The 18,334-nt window shown below is 69.5% G+C and carries 19 protein-coding genes; 12 read left to right on the top strand and 7 right to left on the bottom strand.

Annotated elements, in window-relative coordinates:
• The first annotated feature begins 13 nt into the window (after positions 1–13).
• The 4 genes from DEI86_RS16795 to DEI86_RS04685 are packed head-to-tail and all read left to right on the top strand — an operon-like array spanning position 14 to position 5,559.
• Positions 14–1,471 carry a hypothetical protein gene (locus DEI86_RS16795; protein ID WP_258376464.1) on the top strand — a complete coding sequence of 486 codons (1,458 nt, stop codon included), beginning with the start codon at positions 14–16 and terminating at the stop codon, positions 1,469–1,471.
• Positions 1,410–2,438, top strand: coding sequence for a glycosyltransferase family 4 protein (locus DEI86_RS04695; RefSeq protein ID WP_258376470.1), 1,029 nt, complete (start codon positions 1,410–1,412; stop codon positions 2,436–2,438). Before DEI86_RS16795 ends, DEI86_RS04695 begins: the two co-directional genes overlap by 62 nt.
• Positions 2,429–3,502, top strand: coding sequence for a glycosyltransferase family 4 protein (locus DEI86_RS04690; protein WP_111048929.1), 1,074 nt, complete (start codon positions 2,429–2,431; stop codon positions 3,500–3,502). The genes DEI86_RS04695 and DEI86_RS04690 overlap by 10 nt, the downstream gene beginning before the upstream one ends.
• Entirely contained in the window at positions 3,499–5,559 is a 2,061-nt protein-coding gene (locus DEI86_RS04685) for a glycosyltransferase (protein ID WP_181439699.1), read from the top strand. The genes DEI86_RS04690 and DEI86_RS04685 overlap by 4 nt, the downstream gene beginning before the upstream one ends.
• Positions 5,560–5,568: 9 nt before the next feature.
• Here DEI86_RS04685 and DEI86_RS04680 read toward each other — a convergent pair whose 3' ends face one another.
• Positions 5,569–6,669, bottom strand: coding sequence for a glycosyltransferase (locus tag DEI86_RS04680; protein WP_111048927.1), 1,101 nt, complete (start codon positions 6,667–6,669; stop codon positions 5,569–5,571).
• 95 nt (positions 6,670–6,764) lie between these two features.
• On the opposite strand from DEI86_RS04680, the gene DEI86_RS04675 reads away from it, so the two are divergent.
• On the top strand, positions 6,765–8,576 hold the full coding sequence (locus DEI86_RS04675; RefSeq protein ID WP_111048926.1) for a DUF4012 domain-containing protein: 1,812 nt from the start codon (positions 6,765–6,767) through the stop codon (positions 8,574–8,576).
• Between the two features lie 74 nt (positions 8,577–8,650).
• A complete protein-coding gene (locus DEI86_RS04670) occupies positions 8,651–9,208 on the top strand; it encodes a sortase (protein ID WP_111027196.1) in 558 nt (185 codons plus the stop codon).
• A 108-nt stretch (positions 9,209–9,316) separates the two neighbouring features.
• On the opposite strand, the gene DEI86_RS04665 is transcribed toward DEI86_RS04670, so the two are convergent.
• Positions 9,317–10,213, bottom strand: a complete 897-nt coding sequence (locus DEI86_RS04665; RefSeq protein WP_111048925.1) for a VanZ family protein — start codon at positions 10,211–10,213, stop codon at positions 9,317–9,319.
• Positions 10,214–10,330: 117 nt separating this feature from the next.
• Here DEI86_RS04665 and DEI86_RS16455 point away from each other — a divergent pair, with 117 nt between their 5' ends.
• Complete coding sequence (locus DEI86_RS16455; protein WP_181435049.1) at positions 10,331–10,480, top strand: hypothetical protein; 150 nt, start codon at positions 10,331–10,333, stop codon at positions 10,478–10,480.
• Between the two features lie 7 nt (positions 10,481–10,487).
• Here DEI86_RS16455 and DEI86_RS04660 read toward each other — a convergent pair whose 3' ends face one another.
• Positions 10,488–11,219, bottom strand: a complete 732-nt coding sequence (locus DEI86_RS04660; protein ID WP_111048924.1) for an SOS response-associated peptidase — start codon at positions 11,217–11,219, stop codon at positions 10,488–10,490.
• 174 nt (positions 11,220–11,393) lie between these two features.
• Between DEI86_RS04660 and DEI86_RS04655 the strand changes: the two genes are divergently transcribed.
• Positions 11,394–11,957, top strand: coding sequence for a DUF3040 domain-containing protein (locus DEI86_RS04655; protein WP_111011288.1), 564 nt, complete (start codon positions 11,394–11,396; stop codon positions 11,955–11,957).
• Positions 11,958–12,020: 63 nt separating this feature from the next.
• On the opposite strand, the gene DEI86_RS04650 is transcribed toward DEI86_RS04655, so the two are convergent.
• On the bottom strand, positions 12,021–12,629 hold the full coding sequence (locus tag DEI86_RS04650) for a maleylpyruvate isomerase family mycothiol-dependent enzyme (protein ID WP_181439698.1): 609 nt from the start codon (positions 12,627–12,629) through the stop codon (positions 12,021–12,023).
• Between the two features lie 85 nt (positions 12,630–12,714).
• Between DEI86_RS04650 and DEI86_RS04645 the strand changes: the two genes are divergently transcribed.
• The gene (locus DEI86_RS04645; protein ID WP_111011329.1) at positions 12,715–13,140 is read left to right on the top strand and encodes an organic hydroperoxide resistance protein; all 426 of its coding nucleotides are present in this window, start codon (positions 12,715–12,717) and stop codon (positions 13,138–13,140) included.
• Positions 13,141–13,470: 330 nt separating this feature from the next.
• Positions 13,471–15,264 carry an IPT/TIG domain-containing protein gene (locus DEI86_RS04640; RefSeq protein WP_181439697.1) on the top strand — a complete coding sequence of 598 codons (1,794 nt, stop codon included), beginning with the start codon at positions 13,471–13,473 and terminating at the stop codon, positions 15,262–15,264.
• A gap of 72 nt (positions 15,265–15,336) precedes the next feature.
• On the opposite strand, the gene DEI86_RS04635 is transcribed toward DEI86_RS04640, so the two are convergent.
• Both DEI86_RS04635 and DEI86_RS04630 read right to left on the bottom strand, forming a co-directional pair.
• Positions 15,337–15,690, bottom strand: a complete 354-nt coding sequence (locus DEI86_RS04635; protein ID WP_111048921.1) for a hypothetical protein — start codon at positions 15,688–15,690, stop codon at positions 15,337–15,339.
• Between the two features lie 80 nt (positions 15,691–15,770).
• Positions 15,771–16,343, bottom strand: a complete 573-nt coding sequence (locus DEI86_RS04630) for a GNAT family N-acetyltransferase (protein WP_220037876.1) — start codon at positions 16,341–16,343, stop codon at positions 15,771–15,773.
• Between the two features lie 143 nt (positions 16,344–16,486).
• Between DEI86_RS04630 and DEI86_RS04625 the strand changes: the two genes are divergently transcribed.
• On the top strand, positions 16,487–16,867 hold the full coding sequence (locus tag DEI86_RS04625; RefSeq protein WP_111048920.1) for a YchJ family protein: 381 nt from the start codon (positions 16,487–16,489) through the stop codon (positions 16,865–16,867).
• 92 nt (positions 16,868–16,959) lie between these two features.
• Here DEI86_RS04625 and DEI86_RS04620 read toward each other — a convergent pair whose 3' ends face one another.
• Positions 16,960–17,670 carry an MBL fold metallo-hydrolase gene (locus DEI86_RS04620; protein ID WP_111012298.1) on the bottom strand — a complete coding sequence of 237 codons (711 nt, stop codon included), beginning with the start codon at positions 17,668–17,670 and terminating at the stop codon, positions 16,960–16,962.
• Positions 17,671–17,724: 54 nt separating this feature from the next.
• Here DEI86_RS04620 and DEI86_RS04615 point away from each other — a divergent pair, with 54 nt between their 5' ends.
• Positions 17,725–18,267 (top strand): TetR/AcrR family transcriptional regulator, encoded by a 543-nt coding sequence (locus DEI86_RS04615; RefSeq protein ID WP_111049049.1) that lies wholly within the window; start codon positions 17,725–17,727, stop codon positions 18,265–18,267.
• Positions 18,268–18,334: the final 67 nt, after the last annotated feature.

The following is an 18,334-nucleotide window of genomic DNA, read 5'->3' as shown; positions in this document are numbered from 1 at the left end:
GGCGGTCACCACGGTGCTGGTCATCGGAACGACCTCGGCCTTCGCCTTCCCGTCCCTGGGTGCAGGCCCCGCACTTGTCGTGCTGGCTCTGCTACTCGTCGCCTTGGCGGTGCGGAACCCAACGACCGGTGTGGTGTCGGCGATCGTCATCGGAGTCTCCAGCGGATTCTGGCGGCGCCTCATCGAATGGTGGGATCCGAAGAGCCTCCTGACCGATCAGATCGTGCTGCTGCCCACACTGCTGATCGTCGCAGCGATCGCGGGATCGCGGGAAGTTCGGGTGGCGCGGAGCCCGCTCGCGCTCAAGTTGATGCTCTGCGCCGGCGTGCTGGGCGCAATCAACCCCTTGGGAGCCGGCCTCGCTAGCAATTTCCTGACCGGCGCCTTGCTCCTGTCCTTCGTCGCGGCGTTCCTCCTCGGGAGGACCCGGAGTGTGAACCTCACGACAGTGATCAGATCAGTGCTCCTCATCGCGACGCTCAACTCGGTCTACATGCTGGCGCAGGTCCTGTGGGGACTCCGACCGTGGGACGAGCGCTGGGTGCGATACGACGGATACGCCTCCCTGTACGTGGGCGTGAACGAAGTCCGGCCGCTCGGGCTGGCGAGTAGCGCGGCGGAGAGCGCTCTCCTCGCGGCGTTGGGATTCGTCCTCGCCACGTCCTGCCTCATCCTGGGATTGACTCGGTGGCGTGGCCTCGTCGCGGTGGTGGCAGCAGTGTGTCTCGTCGCCACGGTTGCCAGCGGTACCCGTACCTTCCTGATCCTCGCCCTCGTGTCCGTTGCTTTCGCCGTGGCGGTTCGTGGCAGGTACTTCCTCGTACGCCTACTGGTCGCCTTGTCGGTCGTCGCTGTGGGGGCAGTCACGTTCTCACGCGATCTGGTCGGAGTCGCCGGGGGTGGCGCGGCTCACTCGCTCGCTCTCATCAGCGGTAGCGATCAAGTCAGTGACACCACTGCGCCCGTGCACGTTCAGCTCCTCGTGTCCGGCCTCATGAACGGGCTGCGTTCGATCATTGGGACGGGCTTCGGTCAGCTGGGGCAGCTCACCGGCAACTCCGCGAATGCGGAGGTGGACATCGCGAACATCTCGTTGGCCGCCGGAATACTCGGCGTCGTAGCGCTCATCGCCGTCTACGGCCGCGCGCTCGTGGCAGCCGTCACGGCGATGCGGGGGCGCGACCGACTCAGACTCCTCTTGGCGCTGTGCTTGGTCGCATCGATCGGGCAATGGCTGACCGTGGGGTTCTACGGGATGACCGCGTGCTTGTGGCTGTTCATGGGGGCGCTCACCGACCAAGGGATGAAGGCAGGGAATGACGGCACCGACTTGGTTGATCGTGGGCAAGGACATCTCGAGCGAGACGAGCGGGGGCCTGAACTCGTACGTCCGCGGCCTCTCCGAGGCGGTGCGCGGGAGTGGCCGCGGCCTGCGATTGCTCCTCGTCGCGCGCGGCCCGATCAAGCCTGAGACGGACACCAGCCTCATCCGTGGTGGCGCTGCAGTTCGGATCTGGCGGTTCTTCCTAGCGGGCTATCGAAGCGGGCCGGTGGATGTGCTGAACGTCCATTTCGCGATGTACGCGGCCCCATTCCTCGTCGGCCATGCTGCGTCACGAGCGTTGCGGAGGCGACCGAGGACCAAGGTCGTGTTCAACTACCACGGACCCTGGGCGCTGGAGGCGGAGGTCGCGGGGAGCAGGAGCAGGCTCAAGCTGAGGCTCATGCGCACGATGGAACGGGCCTGTGGTCGGATGGCCGACCAGATCGTGGTCCTGAGCAACGAGTTCGCGCGCGGCGCGGTGGAGCACCTCCGTGTGGTGCCCGAGAAGGTGCATCGTGTCGCGCCCGGCCTCGACGAGCGATTCGCTGCGCGGGCGACCGCGCATGCGGATCGCCCGGAGGTCCATTTGGTGTGCGTCCGTCGGTTGACGCGTCGCATGGGGCACCTGCGACTCCTGGAGGCGCTCGAGCAAGTCGACTTCCTCGCGGACGGCCGCCCGGTCGTCCTGCACGTCGTCGGTGGTGGTGAGCAGGAGGGCGCGATTGAGCACTGGGTCACGGAGCATGAGCGCCAGGCGAATGTCGTGCTGCACGGCCGGGTTCCAGACGACGAGCTGCTCGCTGTCGTCGATGCGTCCGACGTGGCCGTGGTCCCGACAGAATCCCTGGAAGGTTTCGGTTTGGTCGTGATCGAGGCGATGGCTCGGGGGTTGCCCGTCATCTCGACCGGTCAGGGGGGCCTGAGGGAAGCGATGGGCCCGTGGGCGAGAGCGCCGTATCTGTTCGATCTCGGCGATCCCGTTCAGCTCAGCGCGGCGATACGTGCCGCTGCTGCGGCTGACCCAGCAGAGCGGTCAGCCCTCCGGGAATACGCGCTGGGATTTTCGTGGTCCCGTGTCGTGCGCGAGATCGAGGAGATCGCGGGATGTCGGTGAAGGGGGTGCTTTACTGCCACAGCTCAGCAGACGGTGGAGCCGAACTCGCCGCGCCGCTCTTGGCGAAGTCACTGGATCTGGCGCTCTGGGTACGAGGCGACGGTGCGCTACCGGAGCGCGCGTCCCGGCTCGGCATCAGCGTCCGACGTTTCCGAAGCACGGCGGATTCTCGCCAGCGATCCCTCCTTCAGAGCCTCGTGGCTGTGCTCCAGCTCGCGTACGTGCAGATCGAGGTGTTCAGGGTCCTGCGGCGGGAACGACCCGAGGTCGTCTTGTCGAACAGCGTGCAGGGCATGTTGCATCTCGCGGTCCCGTGCAAGCTCGCGCGCGTGCCGTTGGTGTGTTACGTCCGTGACCTCGGAGCGGGAGGCAATCGCCCTGCCTCGCTCACACGTGTGCTCCGTATGCTCACGCGCTACTTCGCCGTTGACCGCGTGTTCAACAGCGAGCTGACTCGTCGGAGTTGGCGAGTGGCGGGCATCGTGGTACCCACCGCGGTCGAGGACCGTTTCTACTCGGTGGATCGTGCTCCCGCCGATGCGCCTGAAGTGCTCATGCTGGGTCGCATCGCTCGGTGGAAAGGACAGGACCTCGCGATCGAGGCGGTGAACGAGGTGACAGCTGCCGTGCCCGGCGTGCGGATGGTGATCGCCGGCGATGCCGAGTTCGGCGATGAGTTTCCCCTCCCGCGGGCGGAGTTCCCTCTCGAGATGCGGGGACACGTCGTCGAGGTCGAGGCTCTCTTTCGAAGCGCATGGGTCCTCGTCCATGCAAGTCGTACTCCAGAGCCGTTCGGTCAGGTACTCGCGCAGGCTGCGGCGGCTGGAGTACCCATCGTCTGCAGCGACGAAGGCGGGCAGTTCGACTGGCTCATCCCCGATGATTCTTGCGTGGCCGTCGATGTCCGCGATACTCGTGCCTTCGGGTCTGCGATCGCCTCGACACTGCTCGATGCCGATCGCGCGTCGGTGATGGCTCGTCAAGCTCGTGTCGCGAGTGGGCGCTTCCGTGCCCCTGCCGTGTACGAGCCGATCAAAACGCTGCTGGAAGGGCTGCGCTCGTGAGTCGTATCTCCCTCATCATTCCCTCGGTCGGTCGACCGGAGTCGCTCCGGCGGGCCTTGGCGGCCGCGCAACGGCTTCAGCCCCCGGCGCACGAGGTCATCGTGGTCGCCAGAAAGGACGACGAGAAGACACTCGCCGTCGCGAGCCAGTTCGATGCGTCGGTCGTCACGGTGGAACGGCCCGGTCTCGCCTGGGCGATGCGAGCTGGTGCCGTCGCGGCGAGTGGCGAGGTGGTTGCGTTCACAGACGACGATGCAGAAGTCCACCCGGACTGGAGCGCGCGGCTCCTTCGCCATTACGAGGACGGCAGCGTCGGCGGCGTGGGCGGACGTGACCTGATCGACGCTGACCTGGAGGGTGTGCAGGAAGCAACAGCAACGTCAGCCATGACCGCACGCATCGGTCGATCCGGTCGCGTCGTCGGTGATCATCACCTTGCCGTCGGGGCGGCGCGAGAGGTCGATCACTTGAAGGGAGTGAATTGTAGTTTCCGGCGTGAACCGTTCCTCCGGGTCGACATCGTGGACGCGCTCGCCGGAAGCGGCGCACAGGCAAGGAACGACTTCCTGTACAGCCTGGGCGTTGCGGCGCAGGGTTACCGGCTGGTTCTCGACCCCGAGGTTCTCGTCGATCATCATCCGGCCCCACGGCTCTCCGGCGACGATCGGGCGGCCAGCGTCGAGAAAGTGTTCGAGGCGGCGTTCAACGAACGCTTGGGGTTCCGCTTCTTCCGCCGAGAGGGTTCACTCCGCAACGCTTTGTTCCTGGCAGTGATCGGGTACCCGCACGCGCCCGGACTGGCTCGCTTGGCTCGTGGAGCGCGGCTGCGGCTCGTGACCTCCACCCTGCATGGGATAGCGGCTGCCAACCGCATTCGCTCGCCCCAGAGGAACGAGGGCACGGTGAACTCGCCGTCACTTGCCATCGTGCCCAGCTGCGAGACGTTCGAGGACCACTTCTCGGCGCTTGGCGTCACGGCTGGCGACCTGGCGAACGGACGGTACCGAGGAACCTGGATCACGCAGTACGCGGAGCTCCTCCGGTCGCGCGGCACCGACGTCACGCTCGTCGTCCCGGGTGCAACACCCGCGAGACTGAAGGGCTCCCTCATGGATGTCTGGGTCGTGCCGGTGCTTCCGCTCCGTCGAGTCATCCCTCCGAGGCTCCGTCGTTGGAAGCTCCGTGAGCTCTTGAGCTATCTGCAAGGACGGCGACTCGCCCGCGACGTCCAGGGGTTTGATCGCGTGTACGCACAGGAGTACGCCTATCCGCGCTTCGGCGGCCTGATGTCCGAGCTGCCGGACGACAAGCTCATCGGCGCGCACCACGGCACTCCCGTGGCAGCCGCGCCTCGATGGCTGGTGCAGCGCATCGCACGAGGGTCGAACCTCCTCACCACATTGACGAAGCAGGAGCGAGAGTCAGTCCGTTCGGTCCGAAGCGGTTCGACCGTGGACCGGGTCGTGTGGGCGCCGAATTGGGTATCGGACACCTTCATCAACTCGGAAGAAGAACGCGTTGCGGGTAGCGCGATCTGGGTGGGACGCTTCGACGAGCGCGTCAAGGGCCTCGACACGTTGTTGCGTGCCTGGGAGGACTCCGCGACGAGCGGTTGGACGCTCACGATGGTTGGAACCGGGCCGGATCACGACCGCATACGCAATCGCGTGGAAGCGTCCGCGAACTTGCGCGATCGCGTGACGCTCACGGGCCGAATCGATGACCCATCGCAACTCGCTGGCCTGGTCGCGCGCGCCGAGGTCTTCGTCAACGCGTCAGTCAAGGAGGGATTGCCCATCGCCGTACTCGAAGCGATGGGAGCTGGCACGAAGCTCGTGCTGTCGGACTTGCCGTACGTTCGTTCCGAGCTGGCCGAAGCGTCCGCGGAGGCATTTCCGCCCGGCGATGTGACCGGACTCCTCGAAGCTCTCGCCCGAGCGTTCGACCGACCTCTGAACGACGACACCAACCGAGCTCTGATCCGCCACCAGTTCTCCATCACGAGCGCCGGAACGCGAGTAGCCGACCTGCTCCAAGGTCGCGAGTACCAAGGGTGAGCGTCGTTTTCACACGAGTCGTGCCGAGCTTTCCTTCTTCAGATCGATCGTCTCTTCGATGATCTCCTGCAGCCTGCGGAGGAAGTTCTCTACGGAAAAGCGATCGGCGTGCCGTCGAACCGCTGATGCGTCCCAGTGCACCGGGAATTCCTGAACCGCACTCTTGATGGAGGCCGTGTCCTGGTTTTCGATGAACAGACCGGAGACGCCCTCCGCGGTCGAGTCCAGGAAACCCCCGGCCCTGAGGACGAGTACCGGGGTTCCGAAGGCGTTGGCCTCGAGCGGCGTCAGGCCGAAGTCCTCGTGTGAGACCGAGATCAGGGCGCGTCCGTTCGCGTACAACCAACGGAGGGTTGCATCGCTGACCCGACCCACAGCTCGGACATTCGGTGGTAGCGGCTGCTCGACAGTACCGACGACCACCAACCGTTCCTCGGGGAGCTCGGAGAAAGCGTCGATCAGCCGAGAGGTGCCCTTGTATCCCCGGTCGCGGCTGACGGTGAGGAAGTAACCCGGTTCCAACCCGTCGACGGGCGTTATCGGACCTGTGATGTCGATGCTCACTGGCGGGAACAGGATTTGCGGTTCCAACCCGTAAGCTTCGCGTACTCGCTGAGCCACGCTCGTCGAATTGACCACGTAGGCGTCGGCGCGTGATGCCTGCCGGCGATCCCACCGCCGGAGCGGAGCCGCGATCAGTCCTAACACCACACGAGCGAGTGCGCCGTGGCCCTCGAGGTAGTCCTCCGCCTGGTACAACCAACGGGCAGGGTTGTGGCAATAGACGATCTTGGCTGTCCCCGGTCGAACCGGCAGCGCGTGCGCCCAGCCCGCAGAACTGCAGACCACGGCCTCGGCGGCGACGGGAGTCATCCTCGACCACAGGATCGCCAGCAGTGGAAGCGCTCGCCGCGGATCACTGCGGAAGAACCCGATCCGGCTCAGCAACGTGTCCTGTACACCGACTTCCCGGAATTCCTCGAACGTCGTCGCCGGATCGTAGACGGAGGTGATGATGGGAGTCGAGGAGAGTCCGCTCGCAATTGTCAGAGCGACTCTCTCAGCGCCACCCCGCTGGGTGAGGTAATCGTGAGCGACGCGGATGCGCATCGTCGAATGCTATCGGGGGCGGTGCAGAGACGAGGCCGCCTTGCCGGACCGATCGACAACGCGAGTGCGCTTCCGCATCTGCGTAGGATGAGCGCATGTCCGACCCCCGCGAGGCGCACGTCGCTTCGAGCGCGGAGCCGTCGCGGTCGAGACGTCCACTTCGTATCGCAGTCACGGCTCTGGTGGCGATCGTCGTTCTCTCCTTCGTCTGGGTCGGCGTTCGCGGATTCCTTGCCGAACGCGACCTGAGGACGTCGATGTCGCTCGTATCGGAGATCAAAGCAGACGTCGCGAGTGGCAAAGGGGAGCAGGCGAAGAGCGCAGCCGAACAGCTGGAGCAGCGCGCTGCCAGCGCAAGCCGACTCACCAGCGATCCCATTTGGCGCACATATGAGCATGCGCCGTTCCTCGGTAGCAATCTCCGCGCAGTACGCCAGATCGCGGCGATCACTGACGCTGTGGCGACAGGCGCTGTTCGGCCAGCGGTTTCCGTGCTGTCCGGGTTCAACGCTGCGTCACTGACCCCCAAGTCCGGGAAGGTGGACCTGAGCCCGCTCGTCAAGGCGCAGGAGCCGATCACGAAAGCCGCCGAGTCGCTCAGAGGCGCGCTTCGCAGGGCCGATGCGATCGACGCCGGCCGGACGATCAGCCCAGTGGAGTCTGCGGTGGATCAACTGCGAACGGCACTGCAGTCAGCGTCCGAAGAAGCTGCGGCTGCAGATCATGTCGTGCGGCTCGCGCCCGACATGCTCGGCGCCGCCGGACCGAAGCGATATCTGCTGCTGTTCGAGAACAACGCAGAGCTGCGGTCGGGCGGCGGAATCCCGGGTGCGGTGGCACTGCTGCACACTGACGACGGGGCGATCTCCTTGGAGCGGCAAGCGTCCTCTTCCGACTTCCCGAAGGCCGCGTCGCCGGTGCTACCGCTCCCAGTGGATACGCAGGGGCTGTACGGCGCCATCACCGCCGAGTACATCCAGGACGTGACGCTGACACCGCGCTTCTCGACCTCGGCGAAGCTGGTCAGAGCGATGTGGAAGCAGAAGTACGGTGAAGACGTAGACGGGGTCTTGTCCCTCGACCCGGTGACGCTCGGGTACATCCTCAAGGCGACCGGCCCTGTCACGCTCCCGACCGGTGACACCCTTAGTTCGTCGAACGCGGTCCCGCTGTTGCTCAGCCAGGTGTACGCGCGCTACCCGGACAACGCCGAACAGGATGAGTTCTTCGCCGCGGCCGCTGTCGGGGTGTTCGAGAAGATCGCAACCGGCGCATTCGACCCGTCGGCACTGGTCGCCGCACTCACCCGAGGAGCCGACGAGGGGCGAGTCAAACTCTGGAGCGAGGATGCGCATCAGGAGCAGATCGTCAAGCAGACGCCTGTCTCCGGTGCTCTGCCGGCGAGCGACGACTCCACTGCTCGCTTCGGCGTCTACCTCAACGACGCCACCGGCGCGAAGATGGACTACTACCTCACGAAGCAGATCGCCGTGGGGAGCAAGGTCTGCCGCGCCGATGGTCGCCCGACCTGGACCGTGCAGGTCACCCTGAAGAACACGGCGCCAGCGGACGCCGCCACGAGCCTTCCCCGGTATGTGACCGGTGGTGGGGACTTCGGCGTGTCGCCGGGCAACGTCGGAACGAACGTCGCGATCTACGCCCCCAGAACGGGGGTGTTCCTGAGCGCGTCACAGGACGGCAAGGCGGCCAGCCCCCAGACTGCGCTCGACGGCACGTACCCGGTGGTGCAGATCCCAACTCTGCTCTCACCAGGGCAAAGCACCACGCTGACGGTGCAGTTCCTCGGGCCGAAGGCGGCAGCGGGCCACACGGTCGCGGCGGAATCGACCCCGGGCGTTCACCAAACTGTTACACGACCCGTGGACGTCACCTGTGAAAGCCGATAGTTTGATGGAACTTCGCTAATCGAGCGTCCTGCGAGAGGTCAGGCCGCCGTCGCGTTCGAACTAGGGGATCACTCATGAAGAAGACAATCGCGGCGCTGGTGCTCGCCGGCGCAGCCGTCATGGCCGCTCCGATGGCCGCCAACGCCGAGGGCTACGTGCCCGCCAGCAACGTCAGTGTGTCGGGCTCTGTCGTCGCCGGTGGTACGACCATCATCAACTTCGCGCCGGGCTCGTTCGCCGACTCGGAGAACGTCACCATCTCCGTCACGGGTGCTGGTGCCGTCACGATCGGCGCGCTGCCGACGCAGACCGTCACCGCGGTCCGCCAGGCGTCCGCGACCGGCTCGCTCAACGCTCCCATCACGCTGCCCCGCGGTGCCTCGGGCACCTACGAGGTCACCGCGACCGGTGTCACGTCCGGCAACATCGCGACCACGGCCCTCACCGTCGTTCCGGCGGCCGCCACGGGCACGGGCGCCACGGTCACCGCGACCAGCACCGGCACCGGCCTTGCCTTCACGGGTTCGACCGTCCCGACCCTCCTGGTCTGGAGCGCCGGTGGCGCGGTCGTCCTCGGTGGCGCGCTCGTCGGCGTCACGGCGGCCACGCGTCGTCAGCGCAAGAACGTCTGACACCCAGCACCACACCGAAGCCCCCGAGCCTGCTGGCTCGGGGGCTTCGTCGTTCCGGGACGGCGGACCGACGCCGTCGAACGCAGGCGGAGGCGCGCGCCCGGTGCTTCAGCCGAGCTGCCGCGCACCCGCCCGCCGCCGCAGCCGTGCCAGGACGACGATGCCCACCAGGGTCCCGAGCAACGCCCCGGCCGTGTTCGACAGGACGTCGTCGACGGAGCCGGTCCGCTCGGGCAGGAGCACCGATTGCACGACCTCGATGAACGCACTCGCCACGAACCCGATGGCCACCGGGAGCCACCAGCGCCGGATGCCGATGAGCAGGGCGACGAGGATCCCGAGCGGCACGAAGTACACGATGTTCGCCGTGAACTCGACCGCGGCGTAGCCGATCCACTGCGGCGTGCCGTGCCGGTGTAACCAGTCGAGCACCCGGAACAGGAACCCGTCGCTGCCGGCGTCGACGGGGGAGCCGTGGAACGCGATGAGCATGACGGCCACGACGTACAGGACCATCAGGGCGAGGGCGATCCATCGGCTCCGGCCCGTGGGCCCCTCGGTCTCGTGGCCGCGCAGGGCGGCGAGCGACCGCGCCGCCAGGTCCACGAGGACCCCGAACGCCAGGCCGACGACGCAGCCCAGCGCCACGGAGATCGCGTGGGTGCCGGACAGCAACCGGAACGCGGCACCCAGCAGCACGACGAGCAGGACGACCACGGCGGCCAGGGCCCATGCGGCGCGGGCACCCCGGCGGGGCAGGAGCACCCGGGCGGCGATCGGCAGCGGCGCCACGACGAGCGACACGGCCATCGCGGCGACGAACCCGCGGTCGAGCTGGAGCGTCCCGTGCCCGACCGACTGCACGGCGAGCAGGACGCGGACCGCGTCGGCTTCGAGCCGCTGTCGGGCGGCACCGCCGATGAGCACGAACGCGCCACTGGCGAGTACGTACACGACCAGGAGCACGGCGGCGGCCCCCACCACGAACGGGCGTCGTGCTGTCATGCCGAGCAACGCTACCGGGCGGCCGACGGCCCATCCTGGAGGCGCCCCCACCGCGGCCTGAACGGTTCCGTCTCCCTGGACCGGCGTGCGCACATGCGTCGCGCCTAGGGTTCGCGCATGTCCGCCAGACCGCGCTCACGACCCAGCTCACCCATCCGCCCGCGCGGCTCGAACGGCCGCGCCAAGTTCCGCTGGTGGCAGTGGGTGCTCGTCGCCGCGCTCGCGGTGGTGGTCGTGGTGCTCGTGGTGGTGGCGCTCACCCGGTGATGGTGGGCTACGCGACCGGCTCGATGAGCTGCGGCCCGGCGTTCCGCACGCTGTTCACCGCGCGCGAGACCTCGTACTGCACCAGGTCGTGCGCGACCTCGTGCGATCCGCGGTCGAGCAGCGCCAGGAGCTGGTCGGGCGACAGGGTGTCGTCGAGCCAGGCGTCGTAGCTGTCCGGGGTCAGGAACGCGGGCATGCGGTCGTGGACCTCGCCGGGCGCGACGTGGGCGTCGCGGGTGATGATCGCCATCGACAGGCGCCACTTGTCCGGGTCGCCCTCGGGCTTGGTCGGGTCCGGCCAGGCGCTCACGACGCCGGCCATCGCCAGCGCGCCGTCGGGCTGGTGGATGTAGTGGGGCTCCTTGCCGGTCTCGGTCAGGACCCACTCGTAGTACCCCTGCGCCGGGACGATGCAGCGGTTGCCCGCGAACGCCCTGCGGAACATGCCCGAGGTCGCGACGGTCTCGATCCGGGCGTTGATCGGCTGGGGCCGCTGCTTCCGGAAGTCCTTGGCCCACGACGGCACGAACCCCCAGTGCACGTCGGGCATCGCCCGCTCGCCGCGGAACTGCCGGACCGCCTGCACGTCGTCCGTCGGGGCGATGTTGTAGTTCTCGACGAGTCCGGTGCTGACGACGCCCGTGTCCTCGTCGACGTGCTCGGTGCGGGACGCGAGCTCACCCACGAGCTCGGGCAACAGGTCAGCGGTGGTGTCGGAGACGACGAATCGGCCACACATGCGACCAGTGTGCCCGAGCGCAGCCAGTGTGCTCGAGTCTGGGCGCGCTCACCGGACAAGGGCAGCGCGCTACCAGATCGGTGTCATATGCTCGCGCATCCGGCACGTTCCTGATGTGCTGGTACCGGCGCGGACCCCGACGTGCCGTCCACGATCCCGAGAGGTACCCGCCTCGTGACCAACGAACACCCCGACGTCCGTCGTCCCTCCGCGCACCACCTCGACGAGGCGGAGCAGGCGGCCGAGGCCGAGCGCGCCATCGCCATCCGCGAGGAATCCGAGCGCGCCGAGGCCGGCCACGCCGGCGAGGCCGCGCTCGTCGTCCCCGTGCCCGAGGAGGACGACGACGACCTCGACGCCGAACTCGCCCCGAGCGGTCCGTCGATCGCCGGGCTCCTCGCCTCTCCCACCCCTCGGACCGCGCAGGCATCCGCCGTGTCGGTGGCGCGGCCGGGCGACGGCGGTGTCCTCCACGATCCCGACCTGCTCGCCGCACCGAACCGCGCCAACGCCCGTCGTGCGACGCGCCGGAACGTGCTCATCGCCTCCATCGGGTTCGTCGTGCTCGGGCTGGTGCTGCTCGTCATCGCGGCGCCGACGCACGCACCGATCTCCGTGCCGATCGTGCTCATCGTCGCCGGACTGCTCGGTGCGGCCCTGTCGCTCGTGCTCCGCCGCGACAGCCGGGAGGACCGGGAGCCGTCCCACGGATCGGCCGAGGGCCGACGCCGACGCTGAGTCGCCGGGTCGGGCCTCCCGGTCGTGTCCCCGCGGCACCCGGAGCGCGCCGTTCCGGCGCGGTCAGACCACCGAGAACCCGTCCGGGAGCGACCCGCGCCCGGTCAGGGCCAGGAGGACCGCCTCGCCGTCGCCGCGCGCGTTGCCGGCCGACACGGCCAGGACCGCGCACGACTCCACCGCGTCCGGCGGGGGCGCGCACGGCACCTCGATCGCGCGTGCGAGGTCGATCGTGTGCACCACGAGCTCGAACACCCGCGTGCGCAGGTACTCCTCGAGCGGGATCCCCATCCCGCCGATCGACACGGCACGGTCCGGGGGAGCCGCCTCGATCGCGGCCTTCGCGCGGGCCAGGGCGTCCGTGATCCGCAGGAGCTGCTCGTTCCCGAGCCAGATCCCCGCAGCGATCCCGCGCTGCGTCACGGCGTTCGAGTCCGTGAACTGCTCGTAGACCGTGGCGTAGTACAGCGCCGCGGTCGGGATCGTCACCTCGGCCGGTGGCTCGAGGTGCAGGTACTGCTCGACCGTCAGGAGTGCGCGCGTGGTGTGCCCGACCAGGCTCCGCACGGTCCACTCGCCCAGTGCCGGTCGCTCCCACGCGTCGTGGGGGACCTGTGCGACGACGGCCACGAAGGCATCGGCGGACGAACTGAACTGGGCAACGCTGCTCATCATCACATCGTGGCCGCTCCTTGCGGTGTGCGTCCACCGGATACACGTCAGCGACCGTCCAGTCCCGTGGTGTGAGGTGGGGTGCATGACCCTTGACATCACGTACACCGCGATCGCCCACGCCACGGGCGGCGGTCGCGACGGACACGTCCGGAGCGAGGACGACCGCCTCGACTTCGACACCCGCCCGCCCACGGAGATGGGTGGCAACGGCGAGGGCACCAACCCCGAGCAGCTGTTCGCCGCCGGGTACTCGGCCTGCTTCCTCGGCGCCTACCACCTGGTCGGCAAGCGGCTCGGCGTCGACACCACCGACGCCTCCGTGTCGGCCAGCGTGAGCATCGGCGACAACGGCGAGGGCGGGTTCGGCCTGGCCGTCGAGCTCGACATCTACGCCCCGAACGTGCCGGCGGACCGTCGGCAGGAGGTCGCCGAGGCCGCGCACCAGGTGTGCCCGTACTCGAACGCGACGCGCGGCAACGTCGAGGTCACGCTCTCGCTCGTCGACTGATCGTCGGCGAGCAGCGCCGAACGCCCGGTCCCCGATGCGGGGGCCGGGCGTTCCACGTGCCGGGACGTCGTACTCCTGTTCGTGAGTGGTTGTCAAACCCCAGTGTTGGAGCGAACGTACCCGCCACCCCCGGGCCTAGCGTGCGCAGGCAGAACAGCTCGTGAAGGGGGCGCCATGCGACGGAGCGTGGGAATGCGGTTGTCCGCGGTCGGCTTGTCCGCGGGACTGGTGGTTGGGGGTGCCCTCGTCGTCGCAGGACCGGCGTCAGCGGCACCGGGGGATGCGTCGGCGGTCGGCATCAGTGCCGTCGCGGACGCGGATGTCGCAGGCGTGGCCACGCTGGACGTCAACGCGGCCGTCGGTGACGTCGCGGTCACGGGATCAGGTGACCGCGCCTTCACCGACGCGGACGGCTCGACGCTGGCCGACGTGGCGGCCGCGGACATCACCGTCGGGGCGGTGACGACCTCGGCGAGCAGCAACGCGACGCGGTCCACCGCGTCCTCGCGGATCGCGGGTGCGAACGTGGCGCTGTTCGGGCAGAGCGTGCTCACCGCGGACGCGGCGACCGCGACGGCGACGTGCCCGGTGGGCGGGACGCCGACGAGCGCCGCGGACCTGGTCGGCCTGACCCTGCTCGGCCGTGCGGTGACACTGAACGCCGCCACGCCGACCGCGACGGTGAGCGCGGACCTCACCGGAACGCTCGCCGGTGCGACCCTGACGGTCCAGGCGAGCCGCGTCCAGACGACCACCGGGACCACCGCGACGGGCACGGCCGTCCGCGCGGTCGCGACGCTGAACGGCACCGTCGCCGGTGTTCCGCTGGTCAACGAGACCGTCGCGACGGTCGTCCTCGCGAACGCGACCTGCGAGACGCCCACCGCGCCGATCCCGGTCACCGCGACCAGGATCACGCCCGCGACCGGGCCGACCACCGGAGGCCAGACGGTCACCATCACCGGCACCGGGTTCACGCCCGACACCACCGTGACCTTCGGCGGGACCCGGGCGACGAACGTCCAGGTCGCCGCCGACGGGAACTCCCTGACCGCCGTCACGCCGGTCGGCGCCGCGGGCCCGACCACCGTGGTCGTCAGCGACCCGAACGGGACCGCCCGGCTCGGCTACACGTACGTCGCGCCGACCGTGACCGGGATCACGCCGGACCAGGGCCCCGCTGCGGGCGGGACGTCCGTCACCATCAGGGGAACGGGCCTCCAGAACGCGACCGGCGTCACGTTCGGCGGAACGGCCGGCACCGTCCGCTCCGTCTCCGCGGACGGCACGCAGATCGTCGTCACGACGCCGCCGGGTGCCGGCCTCGCCGACGTCGTCGTCGGGTTCCCCGGTGGCACGACGGTCGCCGCGCCGGACCAGTTCCTCTACGTCACCGCCGGTGCGCCGACGATCACCGGTGTGACCCCCGCGTCCGGTCCGACCTCCGGCGGCCAGACCGTGGTCGTCTCGGGTACCGGGCTCGGTGACGTCACCGGCGTCACGTTCGGTGGCGTCCCGGCGACGATCGTGGGCACGCCGACCGACACCAGCGTCACCGTCACCACGCCCGCCGGTGCGGCCGGGCCGGTCGACGTCGTCCTGACCGATCCGGCCGGTGCAGCCCGTGACGATGACGGCTACACCTACCGCGCCGCACCCACCGTCACGGGCACCGACCCTGGGCAGGGATCGACGACGGGAGGCACGACGGTCACCGTGAGCGGAACCGGCTTCGTGCCCGGCGGGACCAGCGTCACGATCTGCGGGACGACCATCCCCGCTGCGGACGTGACGGTGAACGCTGCCGGCACCCGGCTGGTGTTCACGACGCCGGCCTGCGACCCGGGAGCCACGACGATCACCGTCACGACGACCGGTGGCACGAGCGGCGCCACGGGCTTCCGCTACGTGGCTGCGGCGGCCACCGGGACCGGCGCGACCGGTGCAGGCACCGGCGCTGCGCTGCTGACCGGCGACCGTGGCGGTGACGGCACCGGGGCGAACGCCCTCGCCTACACCGGCTCGGACGCCCGACCCGCTGCGATCACGGGCATCGGCCTGCTCGGGCTCGGCGGGATCGTCGCGCTCATCGGGTACCGACGCCGCCACCTGCGTCTCCGCTGACGCGGCGACCGGCGACCTGGAGGCCGCCGTGGGTGATGCTGATCACCCGCGGCGGCCTCCGTCGTCCGTGGGCTACTGCGCTGCCGCGTGCCGCTGCAGGTGCTCCGACGTCTTGAGCGTCAGGTAGGAGCACAGGTGGCCGATCGCGCTCACCTCGGCCGCCAGGGTCAGCACCTGCTCGGCCGAGACCCGGGCGTCGTTCTCACGGCGCTCGAACGTCACCGTCCACTCCGGCGAGACACCGATCTCGCGCTGCAGGTAGACCTCGGTGCCACTGGTCTCCAGGTGCATGACGATGAGCGCGGTGTCGATGGTCGCCTGGTCCCACGACATGTCGACCGCCTGCGGGCTCGAAAGCAGGTGCGACGACCCCGCCCGGAACTCCGAGATCCAACCCTCGAGCTCGTCCATCGTCAGTCGGGGCACGGCGCCTCCTCGGGGCGGGATCGTGCGGCGGTCTCATCCGTCGCGTGAGCCATTGTCCCTGATCGGACGGGCTGCTCGTGTCAGCCGACCCGGTCCACGTCCTCGGTGTCGACCTCATCGCGGTCGCTCAGCGGCTTCCGCATCACGACGAAGTGCACGTCCGGCACGAGCGGCGTCGCGCCCCAGGCCTCGGCTGGGAACGGCCGGGTCGCGCCGGTCGGCACGAACCCGAGGCGTCGGTACCAGGCGATGAGTGCCGACTGCTGCGCGACGACCGTGATCTCGAGCGCGGCGGCGTCGAACGTCGTGCGGGCGTGCTCGGCGGCGGCCTCCATCATCCGGCGCCCCAGGCCCCTGCCCTGGATCGTCGGCTCGACCGCGAAGGTGCCGAAGTACGCGAGGCCTGGGCCATGCCGCTGGACCTGGCAGGTGGCGATGATCCGGCCCTCGTCGACGCCGACGAACACGACCGAGTGCGGCGCAGCGATGAGCGCGCGGATCTGCTCCGTGTCGGTGCGTCGACCGCCGATGACGTCGACCTCACTCGTCCAGCCCTCGCGGCTCGCCTCGCCGCGGTAGGCACGCTCGACGAGGTCCGCGACGGTCGCGGCGTCCTCGAGCGTGGCGCGGCGGATCGTCAGGGGAGTGCTCATGGACCAACCGTAAACGCGGTCGCGGGGTGCGGCGGTCCTCCCGGGCCGGTGGTGGGGTCGATGCGGACGTCACGCGTGCGGCGGGGAGGGGGCGGGCCTCCCGAGCCGGTGGCGAGGCGGCGTCGCGGTCCTACGCTGAGGACATGTCAGCGGAACGATGCCCCTGCCTGAGCGGCAATCCGTACGCGGAGTGCTGCGGCCCCCTGCACGCGGGAGCGGCCGCGCCCACGGCCGAGCGGCTCATGCGCTCGCGGTTCACGGCGTTCGCGCTCACCATGCCGGAGTACCTGTTGACGTCGTGGCACCCGCGGACGCGGCCGACGAGCCTCGAGCTCGACCCGATGATGCGGTGGACGCGACTCGACGTCCTCGGGACCAGCTCGGGAGGCCCGTTCGACACGAGCGGGACCGTCGAGTTCCGCGCGTGGTGGCGGACGCCCTCGGAGCGGGGCGAGCTGCACGAGGACAGCGCGTTCGTGCGCGAGGCCGGGCGCTGGTTCTACGTGGACGGTGTGTCGAGCTGACGCTGGTTCCTCCCGGTGGCCGGTCCCTCCCGGTGGCCGGTGCCTCCCGGTGGCCGGGCCCCTCCCGGTCGTCGGTCCCTCCCGGCAGGGGGTCAGTCGGCGTGCTCGACGGCCTGGACCGCCGCGGCGACGCCGCCGCTCCACGGGGCGCCGTGACCGGGGAGCACCCAGTGGGCGTTCGTGTCGACCAGGGCGCGGAGCGACCGGACCGCCTGCTCGGGCTCGTCGGTGAACGGCGCGGGCGCGGGACCCGTGCGGCCGGTGAGGACATGCCGGGTCGTCAGGCCGTCGCCGACGAACACGGCGTCGACGGCCGGGACGAACACGGCGATGCTGCCCGGCGAGTGCCCCGGCGTGCTGATGATCCGCGGGGCGCCGGGGAGGTCGAGGGTCTCGCCGCCGTGCACCTCGACCACCTCGGTGAGCCAGTTCGTCCGGAGCCCGCCCTTGCGCATCGAGTAGCCCACGAATCCGAGCAGGGGGCCGAGGCGCATCGACTGCTTGCCGGCCTTCGGCTTGTCGCCGCCCTTGGCCCGCGCGGCGTCGGCGGCGTGGACGTACACGGGGACGCCGCGCTCACGGCGCAGGCGTTCGGCGAACCCGACGTGGTCGGAGTCGCCGTGGGTCAGGACGACGCCGCGCACGTCGTCGAGCGAGCGGCCCATCGAGGCGAGTTCGGCGACCAGGTCGTGCCACGACCCGGGGAGGCCGGCGTCGATGACGGTGATGCCCTCGGGCGCCACGACGAGGTACGCGGCGACGATGTCGTTGCCGATGCGGTGGAGGTTCGGTGCCAGTTCCATGATGGCTACTGTACTTAGCCATGATGGCTACCGTCAATAGCTATGCTGATGGACATGCCCACCCCGGAACGCACCTCCCTCGACGCGATCGTGACCGCCGCCCGTGACCTGCTCGAGCACGACGGGCTGGCCGGTCTCACCATGCAGTCCGTCGCGCTGCGGGTCGGGGTGCGGGCGCCCTCCTTGTACAAGCGGGTGTCGAGCCGCGACCACCTTGTCCAGCTCGTGGCCGAGGCGACCCTGTCGGACCTCGCGGGGCGGATGGAGTCCGCCACCACTGCCGCCGAGGTCGCCGACGTGTTCCGGGCGTTCGGGCACGAGCGGCCCGCTGCGTTCCAGCTCGTCATGACGCCGGGCGCGGGTGTCTCCGCTGCCCGGCCGGAGTTCGGCGCTGCGGCCAGTGTCGCCGTGGTGCGGTTCGGCGGCGAGCTCGCCGGCGAGGAGCACGCGCTCGAGGCGGCGCGGACCCTCACGGCCTGGGTGGTGGGGTTCGTCGGCATGGAACTCAACGAGCGCTTCGAGCTCGGCGGGGACGTCGAGGCGGCGTGGGCGTTCGGGCGGGAGCGCATCGTCGCGGCACTGGGGATGGGGCGCTGACGCAGGTCGGGTGCGCATGCGGACGACAACGGGGCATGCGGCCGCGTGCGCACTCGTCGTCCGCGTG

The organism is Curtobacterium sp. MCBD17_028 (assembly GCF_003234875.1).
GTDB lineage: Bacteria > Actinomycetota > Actinomycetes > Actinomycetales > Microbacteriaceae > Curtobacterium.
The sequence above is the reverse complement of the archived record's forward strand: the minus strand, read 5'-3'. Positions and strand labels throughout refer to the sequence as shown.

Bases quoted from the DNA above. Each gene is read 5' to 3' on its own strand.
- DEI86_RS04665 (WP_111048925.1), bottom strand. From the start codon at position 10,213: ATGACAGCACGACGCCCGTTCGTGGTGGGGGCCGCCGCCGTGCTCCTG.
- DEI86_RS04670 (WP_111027196.1), top strand. From the start codon at position 8,651: ATGAAGAAGACAATCGCGGCGCTGGTGCTCGCCGGCGCAGCCGTCATG.
- DEI86_RS04675 (WP_111048926.1), top strand. From the start codon at position 6,765: ATGTCCGACCCCCGCGAGGCGCACGTCGCTTCGAGCGCGGAGCCGTCG.
- DEI86_RS04680 (WP_111048927.1), bottom strand. From the start codon at position 6,669: ATGCGCATCCGCGTCGCTCACGATTACCTCACCCAGCGGGGTGGCGCT.
- DEI86_RS04615 (WP_111049049.1), top strand. From the start codon at position 17,725: ATGCCCACCCCGGAACGCACCTCCCTCGACGCGATCGTGACCGCCGCC.
- DEI86_RS04650 (WP_181439698.1), bottom strand. From the start codon at position 12,629: ATGAGCAGCGTTGCCCAGTTCAGTTCGTCCGCCGATGCCTTCGTGGCC.
- DEI86_RS16455 (WP_181435049.1), top strand. From the start codon at position 10,331: ATGTCCGCCAGACCGCGCTCACGACCCAGCTCACCCATCCGCCCGCGC.
- DEI86_RS04645 (WP_111011329.1), top strand. From the start codon at position 12,715: ATGACCCTTGACATCACGTACACCGCGATCGCCCACGCCACGGGCGGC.
- DEI86_RS04620 (WP_111012298.1), bottom strand. From the start codon at position 17,670: ATGGAACTGGCACCGAACCTCCACCGCATCGGCAACGACATCGTCGCC.
- DEI86_RS04625 (WP_111048920.1), top strand. From the start codon at position 16,487: ATGTCAGCGGAACGATGCCCCTGCCTGAGCGGCAATCCGTACGCGGAG.
- DEI86_RS04630 (WP_220037876.1), bottom strand. From the start codon at position 16,343: ATGAGCACTCCCCTGACGATCCGCCGCGCCACGCTCGAGGACGCCGCG.
- DEI86_RS04690 (WP_111048929.1), top strand. From the start codon at position 2,429: ATGTCGGTGAAGGGGGTGCTTTACTGCCACAGCTCAGCAGACGGTGGA.
- DEI86_RS04660 (WP_111048924.1), bottom strand. From the start codon at position 11,219: ATGTGTGGCCGATTCGTCGTCTCCGACACCACCGCTGACCTGTTGCCC.